The following is an 18,436-nucleotide window of genomic DNA, read 5'->3' on the forward strand; positions in this document are numbered from 1 at the left end:
TATTCGTCACGCGGAGGCAAGCAGGGGGCTCACTCATCCCTTCTTGCGACGCATCAGCTTGAGGCCCGACCAGTCGGCATCGACCGCACAGACCTTCACATCGACCAGACCCATAGGCAGCGCCACACGGCGCACATCGTCCTCGGTCATGTCGCGCCACAGCTTCGAGGATTTCTTTGGCCACGACACCCAGATCATTCCGCCTTCCGCCAGATGCGCGAAAACCGGCGCCAGTCCGGCTTCGAGGTCGGCGGTCTCGCGGCAGAAGAGATGAAGGAACGCCCAGTCCCCCTCCAGCCTGTCGGAGGCCGGCACATGGGTGACCGGAAAGGCGTCGATCAGCGCGTCATACTGTTCGGGCGCGGCAATCACGGCGGCCTGCATACCGTCTTTCAGGCCCAGCTTCTGTGCCAGAGGCTTTCCTGAATATCCGGCGGTCTGGGCCATTCGTCCTGCCTCCTACTCGGTGTTGAGAGCTGCCTCAAAATCCTCGAGCGGGAACTGCGCCCGGTCGCACATCGAGGTGCGGTAGACGCCATTGCTGCCCTGCGCCAGCAACAGCACCTGCGCCCCCGGGCGATAGCGCACGCCGCAGGCCGGCATGCCGGGGTCCATCGATTTCACGACCACGTGACGCGACATCTCACCCTTCAGCACACTCTGCACATGCATCATGGTAAGGTGCGACCCGATCACATAAGGCGCCGGCCGGTAGGTGGACTGGCTGTAGAAATTGTCCATGAAGTCCGCCAGCGGCGGCACATCCTCGCCCGCCGCCAGCGCCTCTGCATAGGTCCGTAGCGCCTCGGCCTTCTCGTCCTGGTACGACTTGTACGCCTCGGCCTCCGCCGTCTCGCTCTCGGATTCCAGCGCCCAGCTTTCGCCGACTGTGACCACGGCGACGAGGTCATACCCGGCCGCCTGGGCCTCGGCGCTTTCGGCCGGTGCGCAGGAGCAGGCCAGCGCTGGCCCGGCGCCGAGGGCCAGCACGGCGGCGGCGATCAGGCCGGCACGTCGAATATTCCGGATAATTTTCACGCCTGCCCCCTCATCTCAGCCTGCCGGCCAGTAAGGTCCGTCGCGGCGCCGGGGTCAAGGCGGCGTTCAATTCAGGCGCGCGCGCAGCCAGCCGAGCACCGTCTCCATCGCCCGCTTGCGGTCGGTGTCGTCGAGCAGCTCATGATAGCCGCCCTTGAATTCCTCAAGCGTCTTGTCGCTGGCCGGCACCGTCTCGACAAAGCGGCGGCTGCCGCTGATCGGAACGAGCCGGTCCGCATCGCCGTGGATGACGAGCACTGGCAGCTGCCAGCCCTCAAATTCGCGCCAGGCCCGATCGAGTACCTTGAAGGCCGTCGCTCCCGTCCGGGCAGCCGGTGCGCGCTTTATGACCATCGGATCGTCGCGATAGGCGTTGACGACAGCGGCGTCGCGGGAGATGGCATCGGCGTCCAGCGGCGGGGTCAGACGGGCTGTCGGCGCGATGGCCGCGACGGCCCCGGCAATCGCACGGAGCACTGGATTGACGTCGATCTCCAAGGCGGGCGCGCTCAGCACGACGCCGGCTGTTCCGTCAGGATCGTGCGCAGCGCTGGCCGCCGTCACCAGGCCGCCGAGCGAGTGGCCGAACAGGAAGAGCGGGCGGCGATCGCCTGCCAGGGTCTTGCGCGCGGCCAGATGGTGCGAGACGGCCCGTTTCAGGTCGATCATCCCGCGCGGACCGGGTGTGCGGCCATGGCCGATGGCGTCATAGGCATAGACGCTGATCCCGGCCGCGTTCAGCGCCGGAATAAGGCCGCCATGGCCCGTAACGAACCGCTCGGCATATTCGCCATAGCCATGATGCAGCAACAGGTTGGCTTTCGGCTGGTCTGCTGGCCAGGCATAGCCGACAACCGGCGCTCCGGAGGTCCATCTTTCAGTCGCGGCCATGGGCGTTCTCCTTGTTCAGCTCAAGGCGTTGTGCAGCAGTTGCAGCGCCTCATAGGCAAACCGGCGCATATTCTCTTCGCGATCGGACAAGCCCGTCTCCAGCGTGCGGGACAGTTCGAGCGGGCCGGTCTCGTCTTCGCCGATCAGCGCGACGCAGGTATGACCAGCGGCATCGCCATATGGATTGCCGGACGGCCCGGATGCACCGGTCTCACAAAGGCCCCAGCTGGCGTCCAGCTTGCCGCGAATGGTACGCGCCAGGACGCGGGCATAGGGCTCGGTCGATGAGCGCATGCCCTCGATGTCGGCCCGGCCAAGCCCCATCAGTCCGCGAAAGGCCTGCGGCGTATAGATGACACCGCCGCCGCGATAGAACGCCGATGCGCCCGGCTGTGCCAGCAGCGCCGCCGAAATCAGGCCGCCAGACGACGATTCGGATATGGCGACGGTCTCGCCACGCGCTTTCAGCCGCTCGCCGATCTCGGCTGCGATGGGAAGAAGTGTATTCATCCACCGCTTGAAGCAGCCGCCCCGCGCCTTGGCAAGCCGGACTGCCGTACCGTCAGGCTTGGCGGAAGGCGGGCGCTTCGTCATTTAGGGCCTTCAGGAAACCATCGAGGACAGGGAATGAAGTATTTCGAGGATCTGGAAATCGGTACCATCACGCGCTCGCCGCGCAGCTATGAGGTGACGCGCGAGGAAGTCATCGAATTTGCGGGCAAGTACGATCCCCAGCCCTTCCACCTCGATGACGAGGCTGCAAAGCAGACCTTTTTCGGGCGGCTGTCCGCATCGGGCTGGCATACGGCGGCGATGACGATGCGCCTGATGGTCGAGACCTTCCAGGCCGGCGAGCCGCAGGCCGGCCTTGGCTCACCCGGCATTGACGAGCTGAAATGGATCAAGCCGGTCTATCCGGGCGACACGCTGCGCACTGAGTCGGAGCTGATTTCCAAACGGCGGATGAAGAGCCGGCCCGATATGGGGCTTACCAAATCCGAAACACGTGTCTTCAACCAGGATGACGAGCTGGTCATGAGCATGATCGGCAATGGCCTCATCCGGGTGCGCGACCCGGACGCGCCTGTCGAGGACTAGTCGGCCGGCGCCCCGGCCCGGCTGATCCCGCACTCGAAGCGCTTGCGATAGGCGTGCGGGGTGATGCCCGCAATTTCTCGGAAAGCGGCGCGGAAGGTCTCGAAGGAACCGAACCCGCACTGGTGCGAAACATCAGACAGCGGAAGCTGCGTCTTTTCCAGCAGGCTCATTGCCCGCAGGACGCGCTCGCGGCGTAGCCATTTTAGCGGCGTTGTACCCGTCCCCTCTCGGAAGCGGCGCAGGAAGGTGCGCTCGCTCATGCCGGAGAAGGCCGCCATCTCGCCAATCTCGATGACCTGATCGAGGCGCTCGCGGGCCCAGTCGAGGACAACAGCGACAGACTGGCCAGCCCGCTCCTGGTAAGGCGCTTCGATGTATTGGGCCTGACTGCCTTCGCGATGGGGCGGCGTGACAAGGCTGCGCGCAATGCGATTGGCGATCTCACTGCCAAAGTCAGTGCGAATGATATGAAGGCTGGCATCGAGGGCCGCGCTGCTGCCTGCTGACGTAATGATCTCACCATCATCGACGTAGAGCACGTCCTCGGTCGCCTTGGTGTCGGGAAAGGCCTGTTTGAAGCCCTGCATGTAGCGCCAGTGCGTGGTTGCCCGTCGCCCTTTCAGCAGGCCGGCATGCCCGAGCACGAAACTACCTGTACAGTAGGAAACGATCCGTGCGCCCGCCTTGTGCGCGCGGCGAACCGCCTCGAGGACGTCGTCCGGCGGGATTTCATCGACCTCCCGCCAGGCCGGGACGATGAGCGTGTCGGCCTCAGCCGCAATGTCATAGCAATGATCCGGCGTCAGCGAGAAAGCGCCGAGGCTTCGCACAGGCCCGCCCGGACCGGCGACCTTGAAGTCATACCAGGGGATGCCGAGGATTTCCGGCCGCGACCAGCCGAATACCTCGACCGCGATCCCGAACTCGAACGGCCAGAACCGGTCATAGACGAGGGTCACGATGCGGTGCGGCTTTGCGGCGCCGTCAGCCATGGCTTCCTCCTCGTGTCGGGCCTCACTTTGGCGAAAATCCACCAACTGTTGGCATTATTGCCAATACAGGCGCCGGCTTCAACCCCCTAGTTTCGATGCAGACAAGGACGGAACCTGCAGAGGAGACGAGAGATGACCCAGGTGAACACGAGCCGCTTGGCTGGGCTGGGAAGAGAACTGGTCCTCGCGGTCCTCACCGCCTCGATCCTTGCGCCCGTGATCATCGGCGCGGCCAGCATCATCTCGGACGAACCCGGGCTTCACACCGGCGAAGCGGTAGACGCGGTGCAATGCTACCGCCTGGCCGGTGGGGTCCTTGAGCAACACGCAACCACTCTGGAGCTGCAGGAACAGCGCCGCGCCGTTCGCAACCCCATCGCGAAATAGGCCGCGGCCGCTGGGCTGCCCGGCTGGCCTGTAACGAGGGGCCATGCCGGGCAGCCGCTCTTGGCGCTCTCGTCCGGGCGGAACCTTCGTGCCCTGAAGACATTGCCCTTGCGTGTCCGGTTCGCCAGGAGAGGTCCGTCCATTTCGCTCGAAATCGCCATTGCAATCCTGATCGCCGCCGCCGGTGTGGTGACGCTGGCCGGTGTCGCGATCACCGGTGAAGCCGACCGGCTGGCCGACCGGACAGGCCTTGGCGAAGCGGTGTTTGGCGGGGTCCTGCTGGGGGGGAGCACATCGCTCTCCGGCATCGTGACGTCGGTAACCGCCGCGCTGGATGGACAGGCGTCGCTCGCCCTCTCCAATGCGGTTGGCGGGATCACCGCGCAGACGACCTTCCTCGTCCTCGCTGACATGCTGCACCGGCGGGCCAATCTTGAGCATGCCGCCGCTGACGCGAACAACCTCCTGATGGCGGCGATGCTCGTCCTGATGGTGGCGCTGCCGCTTGGCGCGGCCTATGCTCCGCCGGTCACGCTGTTCGCGATCCACCCGGTCTCCATCCTGCTCTTCGTGATCTACCTGTTCGGGGCGCGTGCCGCCGTGTCATTGAACAACACGCCGATGTGGCGCCCGCAAAGCACGCCCGAAACCCGCGCCGATGCCCCTGATGAAGCCGCCGCCCATGCCCGCCCGCTCTGGCTGATGGCCGCGACATTTGCCGGGCTCAGCCTGATCCTTGCCGTCAGCGGCTTCGCCATTGCGCGGGCCGGCGAGACGATCTCGGTGGAACTCGGCATTTCGCAGACCGTGGTCGGCGCGTTGATGACCGCGGTTGCCACCTCCCTGCCCGAACTCGTCACGACGATGGCGGCCGTGCGGCGCGGTGCGCTGCAGCTGGCAGTCGGCGGGATCATCGGCGGCAACACCTTCGACGTCCTCTTCCTGTCCCTGTCGGATGCGGCCTATCGCGATGGCTCGATCTATCATGCGATGTCGCAGGCCGACGGACTGATGATGATGGGTGCGATCATCATCACCGCCATCCTCCTGATGGGCCTGATCATGCGCGAGCGCCGCGGCATTGGCTTCGAGGGTGCGGCCATCCTGGTCACCTATTTCGGTCTCGCGGCGGTGCAGGTCAGCCTGGGCTGATCGAAAGCGCCCCCTGTCAGGGGCGTGCATCCTCCAGCTCGCCGCGCAGGAAGGCGCGCATGTCTTCGCTGATCGCTTCGAGAGACGGCTCGTGCAGGTACATCATGTGGCCGGCCGGATAGTAGCTCATCGTCACCCGGTCCTGCGGAATACCATAGCGCGCAAAGGTCATCTCGGCATCGAAGAAGGGCGTGATCATGTCGTAATAGCCATTCGCCACCCAGACCTGCATCGCCGTGTTACGGCGCATGGCCGTGGTCAGCTGCCGGGCGGAATTCACATAGTGCGGTTCCCAGGCGCCATCCTCCGGGCCGTATTTCCAGCCGCTGCCGACCTCACCGCTGGAGGCGATATAGGGCCGGTCCATCTCAACCTTGAGATCACCGAGAAGGTACTGGTTCATCAGCGCCGAATAGGCCGAGGACACGAAATAGCTCGCCGCGTCGCCGGACGGGGTTTCGGCGGCGTCATCGGCTTCATCGCCTGCATAGCGACCGTCGAGGCGCCCGATGGCGAGGCCCTCATCGCGCAGCAGCTCTTTCTGGAAGCGCGGCATCAGGATGCGCAGGTCGGAGGTCTCGATATAGGCCGGATCAAGGCCGGTGAAGTAGGCAAGCCGGTCGCGGATGCGCGCATGCTCGGTCTCCGTCAGCCGCGCACCTTTCAGCAGGGCCGGGCCATAGTCGTCACGCGCGAACGTGCGGGCTTCGGCCAGGAACTGGTCCTGAGGCACGCCCTGCCCGGCCTTGCCGTGATACTGCGCGGCCGCCGCCATGCTCGGCAGGTAGGTGATGTAGGAATAGACATTGTCGTGGACCGAGGTCGAGCCCTGATAGTCCAGCGCCTGCGAGATCAGCAGCAGGCCATTGAGGGCGATATCGACATCCCCGGTCGACAATTCTTCGGCCAGATAGGCCGCGCGCGTCGTGCCGAAGCTTTCCCCAATGATGTATTTCGGCGCATTCCAGCGCTTGTGCTTGTTCAGCCAGAGGCGGATGAACTCGGCAATCGAGCCCTTGTCGCCATCCTCGTTCCAGTAATCCTTGCCTTCACCCTCACCGATGGCCCGGCTGAAGCCGGTGCCGACCGGGTCGATGAAGACAAGGTCGGAGACATCGAGCAGGCTTTCTGGATTGTCGACCATGCGATAGGGCGCTGCGCCATCATCGGCGTCGGCATTGCTCGCAACGACGGCGCGCTTTGGCCCGAGCAGTCCAAGATGCAGCAAGACCGAGGCCGAGCCCGGCCCGCCATTGAACACGAAGGCCACAGGCCGCTGCGGGCCCGCACCCTCTTTCACATAGGAGATGGTGAAGAGGCTTGCGGCCGGCTCGCCATCTTCATTGTCGATATAGGTTTCGCCGGCCTCGACCGTGTAGTTGACCCGCGTGCCGTTGAACGTGCCGCGATGGGCCGTCTCGAACATCACCGGTTCGGGGATGGGCTCTGCCGCCGCTTCGGCCTTGTCTGCTCCAGCCTCATCGGCCCAGGCAAGACCCGCCGCCGACGTCGCCACCAGGCAGGCCACCAGAAATCTGCGCATGATCGATCCCCTCAACTCAAATTCGGATGGCTCCATTCACACGCTAATCAGCAGGCGGGCAAGGGCGCTATCCGACGCGGGTCAGCGAGAAGTAGCCGTCGTCACCCTCACAGCCGCACGTATCCGGCTTGAGGCAGGGCATATGCCATTTGCCCTCATAGCGCTCGCCCTCGGTCTTCGCTTCGCCGGTACAGAAAAAGGGGGAAACGCTGAGCGTGCCCTCATGCATATGCAGGTCGAGCAGGACGAGATTGCCGGTCAGCTCACCCTCGACATCGGCCTCGACGCTGTATTTTGTGACATCCCCGATCTGGAAATCCACGGTGGTCTGTCCGCTGAAAGCACTGTCGATCTGGACGAAATCCGCGATGGCCCGGAGGTCGACGACGGAGTTCGACGAGACCAGCCGGTATGCCAGGTGCACCTCCCACCGACCGGCCTCTTCCGGCGCAGGATCACCGATCATGGCGAGTGCCGATGGCCGGGTGAGGGTGTCAGGGTTGCCTGCCATAGGACATCCATAGGCAGATCGCTCACCGAGCTCCAGCCCCGGTTCATTCCTGCGACCTATGGCAGGCCGACCCGGCCCTCGAGCCCGTCTGTCAGCCGCTTCGGATCGTATGCGCGTCCGGCCTTGAACACGATTTCGATGTTGCGAATGGCCGCCGGGTCCGCCTCAATGTCTCCAACGACCAGGACCAGGTCAGCCCGATAGCCCGGCTCGATCCGCCCGATCTCATCATCGAGGCCCAGCGCCCGCGCACCATTGAGCGACATGATGGCAATCGTCTGCGAGGTCGAGAATCCTGCTTCCCGCAGGAGCTCGAAGTTTCGCTGATCGCCAAGGCCCGGCAAGACGTGGCGCCCGGTATCCGGCCCCGCCAGCAGCCGCCCGCCCGCCTCCACAAAGCGGCGCTCGAACGCCGTCAGGAGGCTCCAATAGGCCGGGTCAGTCGATGGCGTTGCTGCGCTCTCATTCATCGCCTTCGTCCGCGCGCGGGCGGCGTCGGCCAGTTGTGGCGCAAGCAGCTTTAGTGCGCGCTCATCTGCCTGCGGACGATGCGGAAAACGCGACTCCAGGATGGCCAGTGTCGACGTCAATTCGACACCCTTGCTGACCAGCGTCTCGATCAGGGAGCGGATCTGCGGATCGTCAATGTCCATCGCTGCCTTTGCGTCGAGACTGGGCACACAGACGCCACGGGGTTTGTCCGGCACCATGTCGCTCGCCGGGTGCAAGCCGTGCTCCAGGCCATCGATGCCCATTTCGGCAGCCTCTGCATAGGTGATCGAACAGAGATGGCCCGTCACACGCAGACCGCGCTTGTGCGCCTGGTCGATGATGATGGCTGCGATGTCGGAGTCGGTATGCCGGTAGAGCTTGATTGTGCTGACCCCGCGATCAGCCCATTCGTCCACGAAGCGGCGCGCGGCCTCCGCATCGGCGGGCTTGTCCATCGGCGCATTGCCGCCTGGCCCGGTGATGTACGGCGCTGAGGCCAGGATTCGGGGGCCGGGGACAGTTCCCCGCTCAATCTCCCGGGCAAGCCTCAACTCCCCAATCGGATCAGCGCTGCCGGCCGTCTGGATCGTCGTCACGCCCGAGGCAAGGTAGAGGCGGGCCGCAACATCGCCCATGGATGGCGCGCCGGGCATATGCAGATGATTATGCATGCCGACAAGGCCGGGCAGCAGCGACTTGCCGCGCCCGTCTATGCGCAAGACGTGGTCGGGTGCCGCGAGCGTTCCGGCAGCGCCCAGTCCGGCTATCCGACCGTTCAGGAACAGAATGTCCCGGGGGACGCGGCCAGTATCGTCCTCAAAACCGGGGATCATCACGCCATTGATCAGGAAGTCGTCGCCCGGTGCGACCAGATAAGGCGCGAGAAGGTTCTCTCTGGTTTGCGCAACGACTTGCCCCTGAACGCCTGCTGCTACGAATGACAGCGCCACGGCGGCCCGACGGACAAATCCGAAAATCGTGATCAGGATGGACACTCTCGCTGATTCGCTACACTTGTAACAAACCTCTTGTCTCCTGCTTCGATCTGCCCGTCAAGACGCCAGAACAACGTCAAGGCCGAAGGAGTTCGTTGATGCCGGTCTTGCTGCGCGTGCGCTCATCCACGGTCTTGATGATCACCGCGCAATAAAGGCTCGGGCCCTTATTGTCGCCGGACGGCATGGTGCCCGGCACGATCACCGAATAAGGCGGAACCTCGCCCATGAAAACCTCACCGGTCTGGCGGTGCACGATCTTGGTCGATTGCGACAGGAACGTCCCCATCGCCAGCACCGAGCCCTCACGCACGATGACGCCCTCGGCGACCTCGGCACGCGCGCCGATGAAGCAATTGTCCTCGATGATCGTTGGATTGGCCTGCAGCGGCTCCAGCACGCCGCCAATGCCCGCGCCGCCCGACAGGTGCACGCCCTTGCCGATCTGCGCGCACGAGCCGACCGTCGCCCAGGTATCGACCATGGTGCCCTCATCGACATAGGCGCCAATGTTCACGAAGCTCGGCATCAGCACGACGCCGGAGGCAATGTAGGAGCCGCGGCGCGCAACGGCGCTCGGCACGGCGCGCAGGCCGGAGGCTGCGAAGTCATCCGCGCTCCAGCCGTCGAACTTGCTCGGCACCTTGTCCCACCAGGTCGAACCGTCCGGCCCGCCCTTGATCGGGCCATTGGCGTTGAGGCGGAAGGAGAGGAGCACAGCCTTCTTGAGCCACTGGTTCACAACCCAGTCGCCATCAGCGCCCTTCTCGGCCACACGCGCCTTGCCGGAATCCAGCATCGCCAGCGCTTCCTCGACGCTGTCGCGCACCTCGCCTTTGGTGTCGGTAGAGACATTGGCCCGCTCGTCCCAGGCTTTTTCGATAATGCTTTCAAGCTTCGCGGTCATGGCGCGCTCTCCGTCTTGGTCTTTTCAGGTGCTGGCGTGTTCAATCGCGATTGAGGCCATGCCACAAGGTCGCCGGTGACATAGTCCATCTGGCCGGGGGCGTCATCCCCTTCTCTCGCGAATGGCCCATTCGGCGAGACCGCCTTCCCTCTTCTAACGAAACCGTAATGACAAGGCGCCGCGATCGGCTTGATCGCCGCGATGCGAAATCTAGTTCGCTGGATCGAGGGAGAGCAAAACAACGGTTAACAGGAGAAACCGATGACCTTTGGAAGAAGCCTTCTTTTCGCATCTGCCGCCTTCATGCTTGCCGGAACCGCCCATGCCGATGGCTGGTATATTGGCGGCTCCATCGGCCTGAACAATCAGTCCGATTCCGACAATTCAGGCTCCACAGGCGCCTTCACCACGGGCAATCTCGGCGACGGGACGACCCTCGATGTCGCCTCCGGCACATCCTATGGCTGGACGACGGAGTTCGACAGCGGCATGGCCTATTCGCTGGAAGCGGGGCTGCGCTATGATACAGGCTGGCGCTCGGGCATCGAGATCACCCGCACCGACGCCGATGTGGACACCCACAAGAATGTCGCCCTGGGCGGCTCACCGATCGGCACGCTGGACGCCGCCGCAATCGCCGGCTCGCCGACACCGCTGGGTGTCAGCATCGCCGATGTCGTAGCCGATGGCCGGGGCGACATCACCAATACCGGCCTCTTCGTGAACGTCTATTATGACTTCAATCGCGGCAATGCGTTCGAGCCCTATCTCGGTGCCGGTCTCGGCTATGCCGACGTCGAAGTGACCTACAACCCGTCGGGCATCGGCGTCATCAATGGCAGCGAAAGCAAGTTCGCCTACCAGGCCAAGGCCGGCGCAACCTATGCGATCAACCCCGACTGGGGCGTCTATGCCGAATATGCCTACCGGGCGACCGAGGATATCGAGCTGCAGAACCAGCTCTTCCCGGGCAGTCTCGAAATCGAGAACACCCAGCACATCCTCTCCATCGGGGCCCGCTACCGCTTCGGCGGCCTCTAGACTGAGGAAACGACAGGACGCCCCGGCCTCAAGCGCCGGGGCGTTCCTGCTTTTAGGACGACTTCCGGCCGGTAATCATGGCCCGCACCAGGTTCTCGCCATGCGCGAGGCTTGAGGCGATCACACCAATCACATGCAGGCCAACAAGGACGAGTGTCAGATAGACAAAGGTGGAGTGCAGGCCCTCGATCACTTCGCCCGCTTCACTCTCGCCATATTCGCCGTGCTCTTCATGTTCGTCATGATCATCGTCCTCATACACGCTTCGACCTGCCTCAGAATCCGTAGCAGCACCGGGCGCATCGACCGCGATGATGCCGGCGAGCGGACCTTCCCCCTTTTCCACGGCCAGCAGCGCCATGCCGGTGCCGGCTGTGCCGGCCAGTGAAATCAGGAGAGCGACAATCATCGCAGCGCCGGCCGGGTTGTGGCCGAGATGCCGCTCGGCCTTTCCCGACAGAAGCCCGCGCAGATAGCCAAGGACAGCCGCGGGCCCACGCACGAAAGAGGCGAACCGGGCATGCCTTGTCCCGACAACACCCCAGGCAAGGCGGACCACCACCAGCACAGCGACCGTATACCCCGCCCAGGTGTGAAGGCCCGGCAGTTCGTCACCCGTCAAATAGGCGGTAAAAAACGCGATCACGACGCCCCAGTGGACAAGCCGGACGATGGGGTCCCAGACCCTGATGGTTTTTCTTTCCGGCTCGGTGCCGGTTGCTGATGTCGCTGCCATGGCATTCACCTTTCCTCATTAGGTGAATTCTCTGATGGGACCGCCAGCCGTGTTGCGCCATACGTCATTCGACAGGCCATCCGGCCCTGGTGCATTGGAGGGACAGCCATGTCAGATGACAGGGGCAGCCATTTCATCCGTCTGATCTCGGCAACCGTGTTTGGCGTGATCGCCGTCCTGATCGCGTTGGACCTGCTGCTGGACAGCCGCGACGGCGTTGGCTGGCTGCACGTGATCCTCGAAGGCAGCGTGCTGGTTGCCGCGCTCATCGGCATGCTGGCCATGCTGCACCGTTTCGGTCGGGTGAGTGTGGATCTCGACACGGCCCGGATCGATGCCGAGCGCTGGCGTGCGGAACATCAGGCCATCCTGCAGGGACTGGCCGCCGCGATCACACGCCAGTTCGAAGCCTGGCAGCTGACAGAAGCGGAAGCCGAGATCGGCTTCCTGCTGCTCAAGGGGCTGAGCCATCAGGAGATTGCGCAGGTCCGGGGCACGAGCGAACGAACCGTGCGCGAACAGGCCCGCAGCCTGTACCGCAAATCAGGCCTCACCGGGCGAAGCCAACTCTCGGCCTTCTTCCTGGAAGACCTGCTGCAACCGGCTTGAACACGGAACCCGCCTAACCCGCGCGCGCCTCGCGGTGCTGGACCAGATCGCGATAGGCATGCCAGCTGGCCAAGCCGATCCATGGAAACACGATGACGAGGCCGACCAGCGCCAGCGCCATGCCGAGCGCCGTCAGCGCTGCAATGAGGAACGCCCAGAACAGCATCACCGGCAGGTTGGCAAGGACGCTGCGCGCGCTGGTGATCACCGAAATGAAGACGTCGCTGTCGCGCGCGAGCAGCATCGGCGCGGAGACGACGACCAGCGTAAAGGCGAAGAAGGCGATCACCCCGCCCACCGCGCTGCCGATCAGGCCCATGCGAAGTCCTTCGGGCGTGGTCAGCAGGAAGGCCAGGAAGTCGGCTACGGATGTGTGCACCGAATAGGTCGACAGCCCGTAGATGATGTAGGCCGCCTCCGCCCAGATCCCGAACAGCACGAACAGCGCGACACCCAGCAGGACCGTGTCGGCCCGCAGCACGCCCTTCGGAAAAACCATGTCACCCAGCCCTGGCGCCTCACCCTCCCCCAGCATGGCCGCCGCCCTGTAAAGGCCCATGCCGAGCAGCGGCGCCACAATCAGAAAGCCGCCCGCCATGACAAGGAACCATGTGAACTGGCCCGTGAGATACAGCGTCGCCGTCACGGCAAAGCTGATGAGGGCGAGCCCCACGCCATAAGCGAGGCACACGCCCGGCGCGCGCCACAAATCCTGCCATCCGCGCGCCAGCCAGGTCATCGGCGCGTTCATCGGGACACGGTTGATCCCCGGCAGCTGAAACGGTTCAGACATGCCCCCTCCCTTGCTTTTTGAGAAGGTTAGCGGGCGATTCCACAAACGCCAATCAGGAAGGGTCCGTATGAGCTAGTCTCGTTCCAGCGCCGCCAGCGCCCGCGGCGAAACAGGTGCCGATATCCCGGCGGCAATCATGTCGATCAGCGTCTCGACCTCGAATTCGAAATCCGCCGACGCGCCAATATCGCGTGCCTCGAAAGAGGCCAGCGCGGAGACGCACTGCTCGCTGGCCAGCAATAGGCGGGCCTCTGCAATCGCTTCAGGAAAATAACGCATGGTCTCCGACAGGTGGGTGATCGTTTCCATCCAGGCTGTCATCAGGTCTGGCGGCGCAAGCTCAATCGCCAGCAGACGCTCGCGGGCTGCCCGAGTCAGGAACTGGAGATAATGATTACCTTCCGGGCGCGGGCGCAGCTCCTCGGCCATTGGCCAGACCATCACCTCCACCAGGGCACGGACATCATGGATTCGGCCTGCCTTGCGGACCTCGTCCAGCGCTGCCTGCCGGCGGGGATTGATGACAGCCATGCGCAGCGCAAACACCGCCTCGACCAGGCGGTCGCGCGAGCCGAAATGATATTGAATGGCGGAGGTATTCTTCTGGCCGGCCGCCTCGCTGATCTGGCGCAGCGACGCACCATGGAGGCCATAGTCCGCAAACATCTTTTCCGCCGCCACGAGGATTGTGTGACGGCTATCCCGCTGTTCTGTCTTTGTATTCGGCATTAACGCGATCACCTTAAATGATGACGATCAAGTCATGAATTTACCCTATATTGTTTCTTTTCATTTGCCAAATTAATGCGGGTGAATTAATTTGGTTGTGTTGGATTGCCGAAAGAAGGGAGACACGGCCATGCCCGAAGACACGTTCACGCTTGCTGATGCGGGGTGGATCTATATCGCCACGCTGGTCATCCTCGTCCTCGAGGCGGTCACGGGGCAGCTGAAGGGCTGCACCCGGCGCGACTTTGGGCTGACGGCGTTGTGTTTCGTGGTCAATTCGGTGGTGACCCGCCCCCTTGTCGGGCTAGGCATGGGCGTCTTGGCCGCCTGGCTCGTCCCGGCCTTTGCAGGCGCAGGCGCCACCGTACCGCTCTGGCAGGCCGTTCTGATCAGCTTCGTATCGCTGGAATTTGTCTTCTACTGGGTTCACCGCTGGTCGCATGAAGGCCAGAAAAAGGGCCACTGGCTGGAGTGGCTATGGAAGATTCATCGCACCCATCATTCGGCGACAGAGATCAATGTCACCGTTGTCCAGCGCCAGAACATCTTCTGGGCCCTGTTCAGCCCGCATATCTGGATGGTCGCGCTTTTCACCTATTTTGGCATGGTCTCAGGCGTGGCGATCTCAATGGTTGTTCTCTATGTCTGGAATCTGCTGACCCACACCCACTGGCGCTTTGATCAGGCCCTTTTGAAGTATCCTGCCTTCCGCGCCATCATGCACATTGTCATCACGCCGAGCATGCATCACGCCCATCACGGCTTTGGCAAGAACGGCAAGATGTACCGCAATTACGGCCTCTGCCTGTCCGTATTCGACTGGATGTTCGGCACGCTTTTCGTTCCGGATGGCAAGCCCTCGCGCTACGGCGTGCCCGGCGAACAGCCCCACTGGGCGGAGGAAGCCTTTTACCCGCTCAACCTGCTCACACCGACGCAGAAAAAGGAGGCTCCCGCAAAGGCCTGAGGCGCGCTGCCCTATTTCTTCCGGCCGCCGAGCACGGCGACGAGTTCGTCGACCTTGGCCTGGCGGTCTTCGAGATCGCTGGCGCTCAGCGCATGATCGACGCAGGTGTCGATATGGTCGGCGAGGATGACCTGTTCGAGGCCGGACAGGGCCGCCTTCACGGCCTGCACCTGGCGGACAATGTCGATGCAGTACTTGTCCTCCTGCACCATTTTCGAAATGCCGCGCACCTGGCCCTCAATCCGGGCGAGGCGCCGGACGGCCGATTGCTGGGTATCAGGTTTCATCTTGCATCCTCGCGAGGGTCAAAGCTTCAGGGTTCTCAGCCGCAGCGCATTGCCGATCACGGAGACCGAGCTGAGGCTCATCGCGCCGGCCGCAATCATCGGGCTGAGCAGCAGGCCGAAAAACGGATAGAGAATACCCGCCGCGATGGGAACGCCAAGTGCGTTGTAGACGAAGGCGAAGAACAGGTTCTGGCGGATATTACGCATGGTCGCGTGGCTGAGCTCGCGCGCCTTGGCAACGCCGATCAGATCGCCCTTGACCAGCGTCACGCCCGCACTTTCCATGGCGACGTCGGTGCCGGTGCCCATGGCAATGCCGACATCGGCCTGGGCGAGCGCTGGCGCATCATTGATCCCGTCGCCGCACATCGCGACGCGCGCGCCGCCCGTCTGCAACTCCGACACGATGCGGTGCTTGTCTTCGGGCGACACATCGGCGTGGACCTCGTCGATGCCGACCTTGTCTGCGACAGCGCGGGCCGTCTTCTCATTGTCGCCGGTCAGCATGACGATCTTCAGCCCCTCGGCGTGAAGCCGCTTGATGGCTTCCGGCGTCTTCTCCTTGATCGGGTCAGCCACGGAGACGAGGCCGGCGGGCTTTGCGTCGACAGCGACGAACATCACGGTCTGGCCTTCGGCGCGGTACTGGTCAGCGCTGGAGCCAAGCGCGTCCGACCAGCCGCCGATGCGCTCCATCATTTTACGATTGCCGATGGCGACGGTCTGTCCGTCGACGCTGGCCTGTGCGCCTTCGCCGGTAACCGATTCAAAGCCGCTTGCGTCCTTGCGGGGCGCGCCTTTGGCGTCTGCGCCGCGGACAATGGCTTCGGCCAGCGGGTGCTCGCTCGAGCGTTCGACGGCGGCAACGAGACTGAGCAGCCCAGCCTCGTCAAAGCCTTCAGCGGGTTCGACATGGATTAGCTCCGGGCGGCCGAGCGTCAGCGTCCCGGTCTTGTCGACCACCACCGTGTCCACCTTCTCGAAGGTTTCGAGCGCTTCGGCATTCTTGATCAGGATACCGTTCGAGGCGCCCTTGCCGGTGCCCACCATGATCGACATCGGCGTGGCAAGGCCGAGCGCACAGGGACAGGCGATGATCAGAACCGCGACCGCATTGACGATAGCAAAGGCCATGGCCGGGTCCGGTCCGAAGGCAGCCCAGAGAATGAAGGTGAGGATGGCCACACCGATCACTGTCGGCACGAAGATCGAGGAGACGACATCGGCGAGCCGCTGGATCGGCGCACGCGAGCGCTGGGCGGCGGCGACCATCTGAACGATCTGCGAGAGCAACGTGTCCTCACCGACATGCGTCGCCGTCATCACCAGAGATCCGGTGCCGTTCACCGTGCCGCCGGTTACCCGGTCGCCGGCCGATTTCTCGACTGGAACGGGCTCGCCCGTCACCATGGATTCATCCACGCTGCCATGGCCTTCAAGAACCTCGCCGTCGACGGGGACCTTCTCGCCCGGGCGCACGCGCAGCCGGTCGCCGGCCTGGACATGGGCCAGGTCGACCTCTTCCTCGCTGCCATCTTCGGCAATCCGCCGCGCCATTGGCGGCGCGAGTTCGAGCAAGGCGCGGATGGCTCCGGAGGTCGCGTTGCGGGCGCGCAGCTCAAGCACCTGGCCGAGCAGGACAAGCGTCACGATAACGGCCGCAGCCTCGTAATAGACAGCCACACTGCCACCATGCCCCCGGAACGACCCCGGGAAGATGCCGGGCGCAACGGTGGCCACCAGCGAATAGATGTAGGCCACGCCCACGCCCATCGCGATCAGCGTGAACATGTTGAGGCTACCCCGTTTTACCGATTGCCAGCCGCGCTGGAAGAAAGGCAGCCCTGCCCAGAGCACGACCGGCGTTGCGAGCGCGAATTGCAGCCACGCGCCCCAGCTCGGATCCACCCAGTCCTTCAGCGGGCTGCCGGGGATCATCTCGCCCATGGTCAGGATGAGGAGCGGTGCCGACAGCGCCAGCCCCACCCAGAAGCGGCGCGTCATGTCATCGAGTTCGCTCGTATCCTGCTCGGCGGTGACCGTTTCCGGCTCCAGCGCCATGCCGCAGATCGGGCAGCCCGTATTCGACGTCTCGCGCACCTGCGGGTGCATCGGACAGGTCCAGACCGTGCCGGAATAGTCCTCTGGGATATTGTCATAGGCATCATCCGGCTTGTCCGGCGCGGCGTGCGCATGATGGTGGCAGCTATGGCCGTGATCATGTTGGTGGTGTGTGTGCTCTTGCGCCATGGCATAGGCCTCCTGACCGGATGTCCGGTGTTCGCAAGCAGCAGACATAATACCCCCTAGGGGTATATTCAAGCACACGCACTTTTCCCCTGCGGCACTGGCTGAGCGGCGGCCGCCTGCAATGCCTGATCAAGCGAGAGGACTAGCCGCCCGCTGGTTCGTCCTGGATCGAGATGAGATAGGCGAGCACGGAATCGGTGCCGATCGGGCCGAAATCGAAGTCCGGCATGTCCTTGTGGCCGACATGGATCCCTTCACGGAAATCGTCGGCGAGGGCGTCGGGATCATAATCGGCAAGCACCGATCTCAGCGGCGGGGCATCGGTGCGCGGGCTTTCGCCTTCGGCGCCAATGGCATGGCAGAACGCGCATTGCATCTCCGCGATCTCGCGGCCGTTCTCGATCATCGCGGGATCGTCATAGACAGCATCCACAGGCGCGCTTTCCGCCGATTCTTCCGGCGCGGTTTCAGGCGGCGGGCTGCAGGCGGCAAGGCCTAGCAGTGTCAGCCCGGCCAGCAAAACCAGCCCCTGACCGGCTGAGCGCATTTTCGGAAACTGCTTCATGATGTGCGGTCCTTTTTCGCGCGCCCGCGGAAGCGGGACACCGTCACTCTCCTTATGGATGAGGGACCGCCTCCGGTGCAAGGACGTGGTGTTTACAGCTAGTGCCAGCGGCCTGGGCTCCAGTACCAGCCATTGCGGGTCTCGACCCAGTGGCCGGCCGTCCAGCGCTTTCCGCGCGGCGGGTTACGTTCCCAGTAGCCATCGACCCAGCGGAACTCGACCCCGCTCCATTCCCAGTAGCCGCTGATCCAGATCGCCCCGCTCACCGGGCGCGGCGGAATGGTGACTCGGCGCGACGGCGGCGGCGCTTTCTGGATGTAGACGACATGCGTCCCGGGCCCCGGCCCCGGTGGGCCATAGCCATGATGCCCCCAGGCACAGCCCCCCAGCACAACCAGGCAAGCGCCCGCGACCAGAAGGCTCAAGCGACCTCGCTTCATGTCTCATTCCTCC

22 protein-coding genes are annotated in these 18,436 nt (G+C 63.8%); 6 read left to right on the top strand and 16 right to left on the bottom strand.

All coding sequences use genetic code 11. From position 1 onward, the window contains the following. Positions 1–33: 33 nt before the first annotated feature. The 4 genes from D1223_RS17345 to D1223_RS17360 form a co-directional block, all read right to left on the bottom strand. Positions 34–447: a DUF3052 family protein gene (locus D1223_RS17345; protein ID WP_119377607.1), complete on the bottom strand. Its 414-nt coding sequence runs from the start codon at positions 445–447 to the stop codon at positions 34–36. A gap of 12 nt (positions 448–459) precedes the next feature. Beyond that, on the bottom strand, positions 460–1,038 hold the full coding sequence (locus tag D1223_RS17350) for a hypothetical protein (protein WP_119377608.1): 579 nt from the start codon (positions 1,036–1,038) through the stop codon (positions 460–462). 66 nt (positions 1,039–1,104) lie between these two features. Continuing rightward, positions 1,105–1,929 (bottom strand): alpha/beta hydrolase, encoded by an 825-nt coding sequence (locus D1223_RS17355; protein WP_119377609.1) that lies wholly within the window; start codon positions 1,927–1,929, stop codon positions 1,105–1,107. Positions 1,930–1,944: 15 nt separating this feature from the next. Next, positions 1,945–2,439: a CinA family protein gene (locus D1223_RS17360; protein WP_119377873.1), complete on the bottom strand. Its 495-nt coding sequence runs from the start codon at positions 2,437–2,439 to the stop codon at positions 1,945–1,947. Positions 2,440–2,556: 117 nt separating this feature from the next. On the opposite strand from D1223_RS17360, the gene D1223_RS17365 reads away from it, so the two are divergent. Beyond that, entirely contained in the window at positions 2,557–3,027 is a 471-nt protein-coding gene (locus D1223_RS17365) for a MaoC family dehydratase (RefSeq protein ID WP_119377610.1), read from the top strand. Here the strand turns inward: D1223_RS17365 and D1223_RS17370 are convergent. After that, positions 3,024–4,019, bottom strand: coding sequence for a helix-turn-helix domain-containing protein (locus D1223_RS17370; protein WP_119377611.1), 996 nt, complete (start codon positions 4,017–4,019; stop codon positions 3,024–3,026). The two genes, D1223_RS17365 and D1223_RS17370, sit on opposite strands and share 4 nt — an antisense overlap. Positions 4,020–4,151: 132 nt before the next feature. Between D1223_RS17370 and D1223_RS17375 the strand changes: the two genes are divergently transcribed. Together D1223_RS17375 and D1223_RS17380 are read left to right on the top strand one after the other, a co-directional pair. After that, a complete protein-coding gene (locus D1223_RS17375) occupies positions 4,152–4,406 on the top strand; it encodes a hypothetical protein (RefSeq protein ID WP_119377612.1) in 255 nt (84 codons plus the stop codon). Positions 4,407–4,514: 108 nt separating this feature from the next. Next, positions 4,515–5,558 carry a sodium:calcium antiporter gene (locus tag D1223_RS17380; RefSeq protein WP_199288229.1) on the top strand — a complete coding sequence of 348 codons (1,044 nt, stop codon included), beginning with the start codon at positions 4,515–4,517 and terminating at the stop codon, positions 5,556–5,558. Positions 5,559–5,574: 16 nt separating this feature from the next. On the opposite strand, the gene D1223_RS17385 is transcribed toward D1223_RS17380, so the two are convergent. The 4 genes from D1223_RS17385 to dapD form a co-directional block, all read right to left on the bottom strand. Beyond that, a complete protein-coding gene (locus tag D1223_RS17385; RefSeq protein ID WP_119377613.1) occupies positions 5,575–7,101 on the bottom strand; it encodes a S10 family peptidase in 1,527 nt (508 codons plus the stop codon). A 67-nt stretch (positions 7,102–7,168) separates the two neighbouring features. Next, complete coding sequence (locus D1223_RS17390; protein WP_119377614.1) at positions 7,169–7,612, bottom strand: hypothetical protein; 444 nt, start codon at positions 7,610–7,612, stop codon at positions 7,169–7,171. Positions 7,613–7,668: 56 nt separating this feature from the next. After that, a complete protein-coding gene (locus D1223_RS17395; protein WP_119377615.1) occupies positions 7,669–9,099 on the bottom strand; it encodes an amidohydrolase family protein in 1,431 nt (476 codons plus the stop codon). Positions 9,100–9,175: 76 nt separating this feature from the next. Then, complete coding sequence (gene dapD, locus D1223_RS17400; RefSeq protein WP_119377616.1) at positions 9,176–10,006, bottom strand: 2,3,4,5-tetrahydropyridine-2,6-dicarboxylate N-succinyltransferase; 831 nt, start codon at positions 10,004–10,006, stop codon at positions 9,176–9,178. A gap of 261 nt (positions 10,007–10,267) precedes the next feature. Here dapD and D1223_RS17405 point away from each other — a divergent pair, with 261 nt between their 5' ends. Continuing rightward, positions 10,268–11,047, top strand: a complete 780-nt coding sequence (locus tag D1223_RS17405; RefSeq protein ID WP_119377617.1) for an outer membrane protein — start codon at positions 10,268–10,270, stop codon at positions 11,045–11,047. 52 nt (positions 11,048–11,099) lie between these two features. Here D1223_RS17405 and D1223_RS17410 read toward each other — a convergent pair whose 3' ends face one another. After that, positions 11,100–11,783: a cytochrome b/b6 domain-containing protein gene (locus tag D1223_RS17410; RefSeq protein WP_119377618.1), complete on the bottom strand. Its 684-nt coding sequence runs from the start codon at positions 11,781–11,783 to the stop codon at positions 11,100–11,102. Between the two features lie 108 nt (positions 11,784–11,891). Here D1223_RS17410 and D1223_RS17415 point away from each other — a divergent pair, with 108 nt between their 5' ends. Continuing rightward, positions 11,892–12,392 carry a helix-turn-helix transcriptional regulator gene (locus D1223_RS17415; RefSeq protein ID WP_119377619.1) on the top strand — a complete coding sequence of 167 codons (501 nt, stop codon included), beginning with the start codon at positions 11,892–11,894 and terminating at the stop codon, positions 12,390–12,392. A gap of 13 nt (positions 12,393–12,405) precedes the next feature. Here the strand turns inward: D1223_RS17415 and D1223_RS17420 are convergent, their stop codons facing one another. Together D1223_RS17420 and D1223_RS17425 are read right to left on the bottom strand one after the other, a co-directional pair. Beyond that, positions 12,406–13,185, bottom strand: a complete 780-nt coding sequence (locus D1223_RS17420; protein WP_119377620.1) for a DUF2189 domain-containing protein — start codon at positions 13,183–13,185, stop codon at positions 12,406–12,408. A gap of 72 nt (positions 13,186–13,257) precedes the next feature. Beyond that, a complete protein-coding gene (locus tag D1223_RS17425) occupies positions 13,258–13,914 on the bottom strand; it encodes a TetR/AcrR family transcriptional regulator (RefSeq protein WP_119377621.1) in 657 nt (218 codons plus the stop codon). Between the two features lie 130 nt (positions 13,915–14,044). On the opposite strand from D1223_RS17425, the gene D1223_RS17430 reads away from it, so the two are divergent. Next, complete coding sequence (locus D1223_RS17430) at positions 14,045–14,881, top strand: sterol desaturase family protein (RefSeq protein WP_119377622.1); 837 nt, start codon at positions 14,045–14,047, stop codon at positions 14,879–14,881. Positions 14,882–14,892: 11 nt separating this feature from the next. Here D1223_RS17430 and D1223_RS17435 read toward each other — a convergent pair whose 3' ends face one another. The 4 genes from D1223_RS17435 to D1223_RS17450 form a co-directional block, all read right to left on the bottom strand. Further along, complete coding sequence (locus D1223_RS17435; protein ID WP_119377623.1) at positions 14,893–15,168, bottom strand: metal-sensitive transcriptional regulator; 276 nt, start codon at positions 15,166–15,168, stop codon at positions 14,893–14,895. Between the two features lie 18 nt (positions 15,169–15,186). Beyond that, complete coding sequence (locus D1223_RS17440) at positions 15,187–17,418, bottom strand: copper-transporting P-type ATPase (protein ID WP_119377875.1); 2,232 nt, start codon at positions 17,416–17,418, stop codon at positions 15,187–15,189. Positions 17,419–17,560: 142 nt separating this feature from the next. Then, positions 17,561–17,983, bottom strand: coding sequence for a c-type cytochrome (locus D1223_RS17445; RefSeq protein WP_119377624.1), 423 nt, complete (start codon positions 17,981–17,983; stop codon positions 17,561–17,563). A gap of 98 nt (positions 17,984–18,081) precedes the next feature. Continuing rightward, positions 18,082–18,423 carry a YXWGXW repeat-containing protein gene (locus D1223_RS17450; protein ID WP_119377876.1) on the bottom strand — a complete coding sequence of 114 codons (342 nt, stop codon included), beginning with the start codon at positions 18,421–18,423 and terminating at the stop codon, positions 18,082–18,084. Positions 18,424–18,436 lie beyond the last annotated feature (13 nt).

It is taken from the genome of Henriciella mobilis, from assembly GCF_003576285.1.
Classification (GTDB): domain Bacteria; phylum Pseudomonadota; class Alphaproteobacteria; order Caulobacterales; family Hyphomonadaceae; genus Henriciella; species Henriciella mobilis.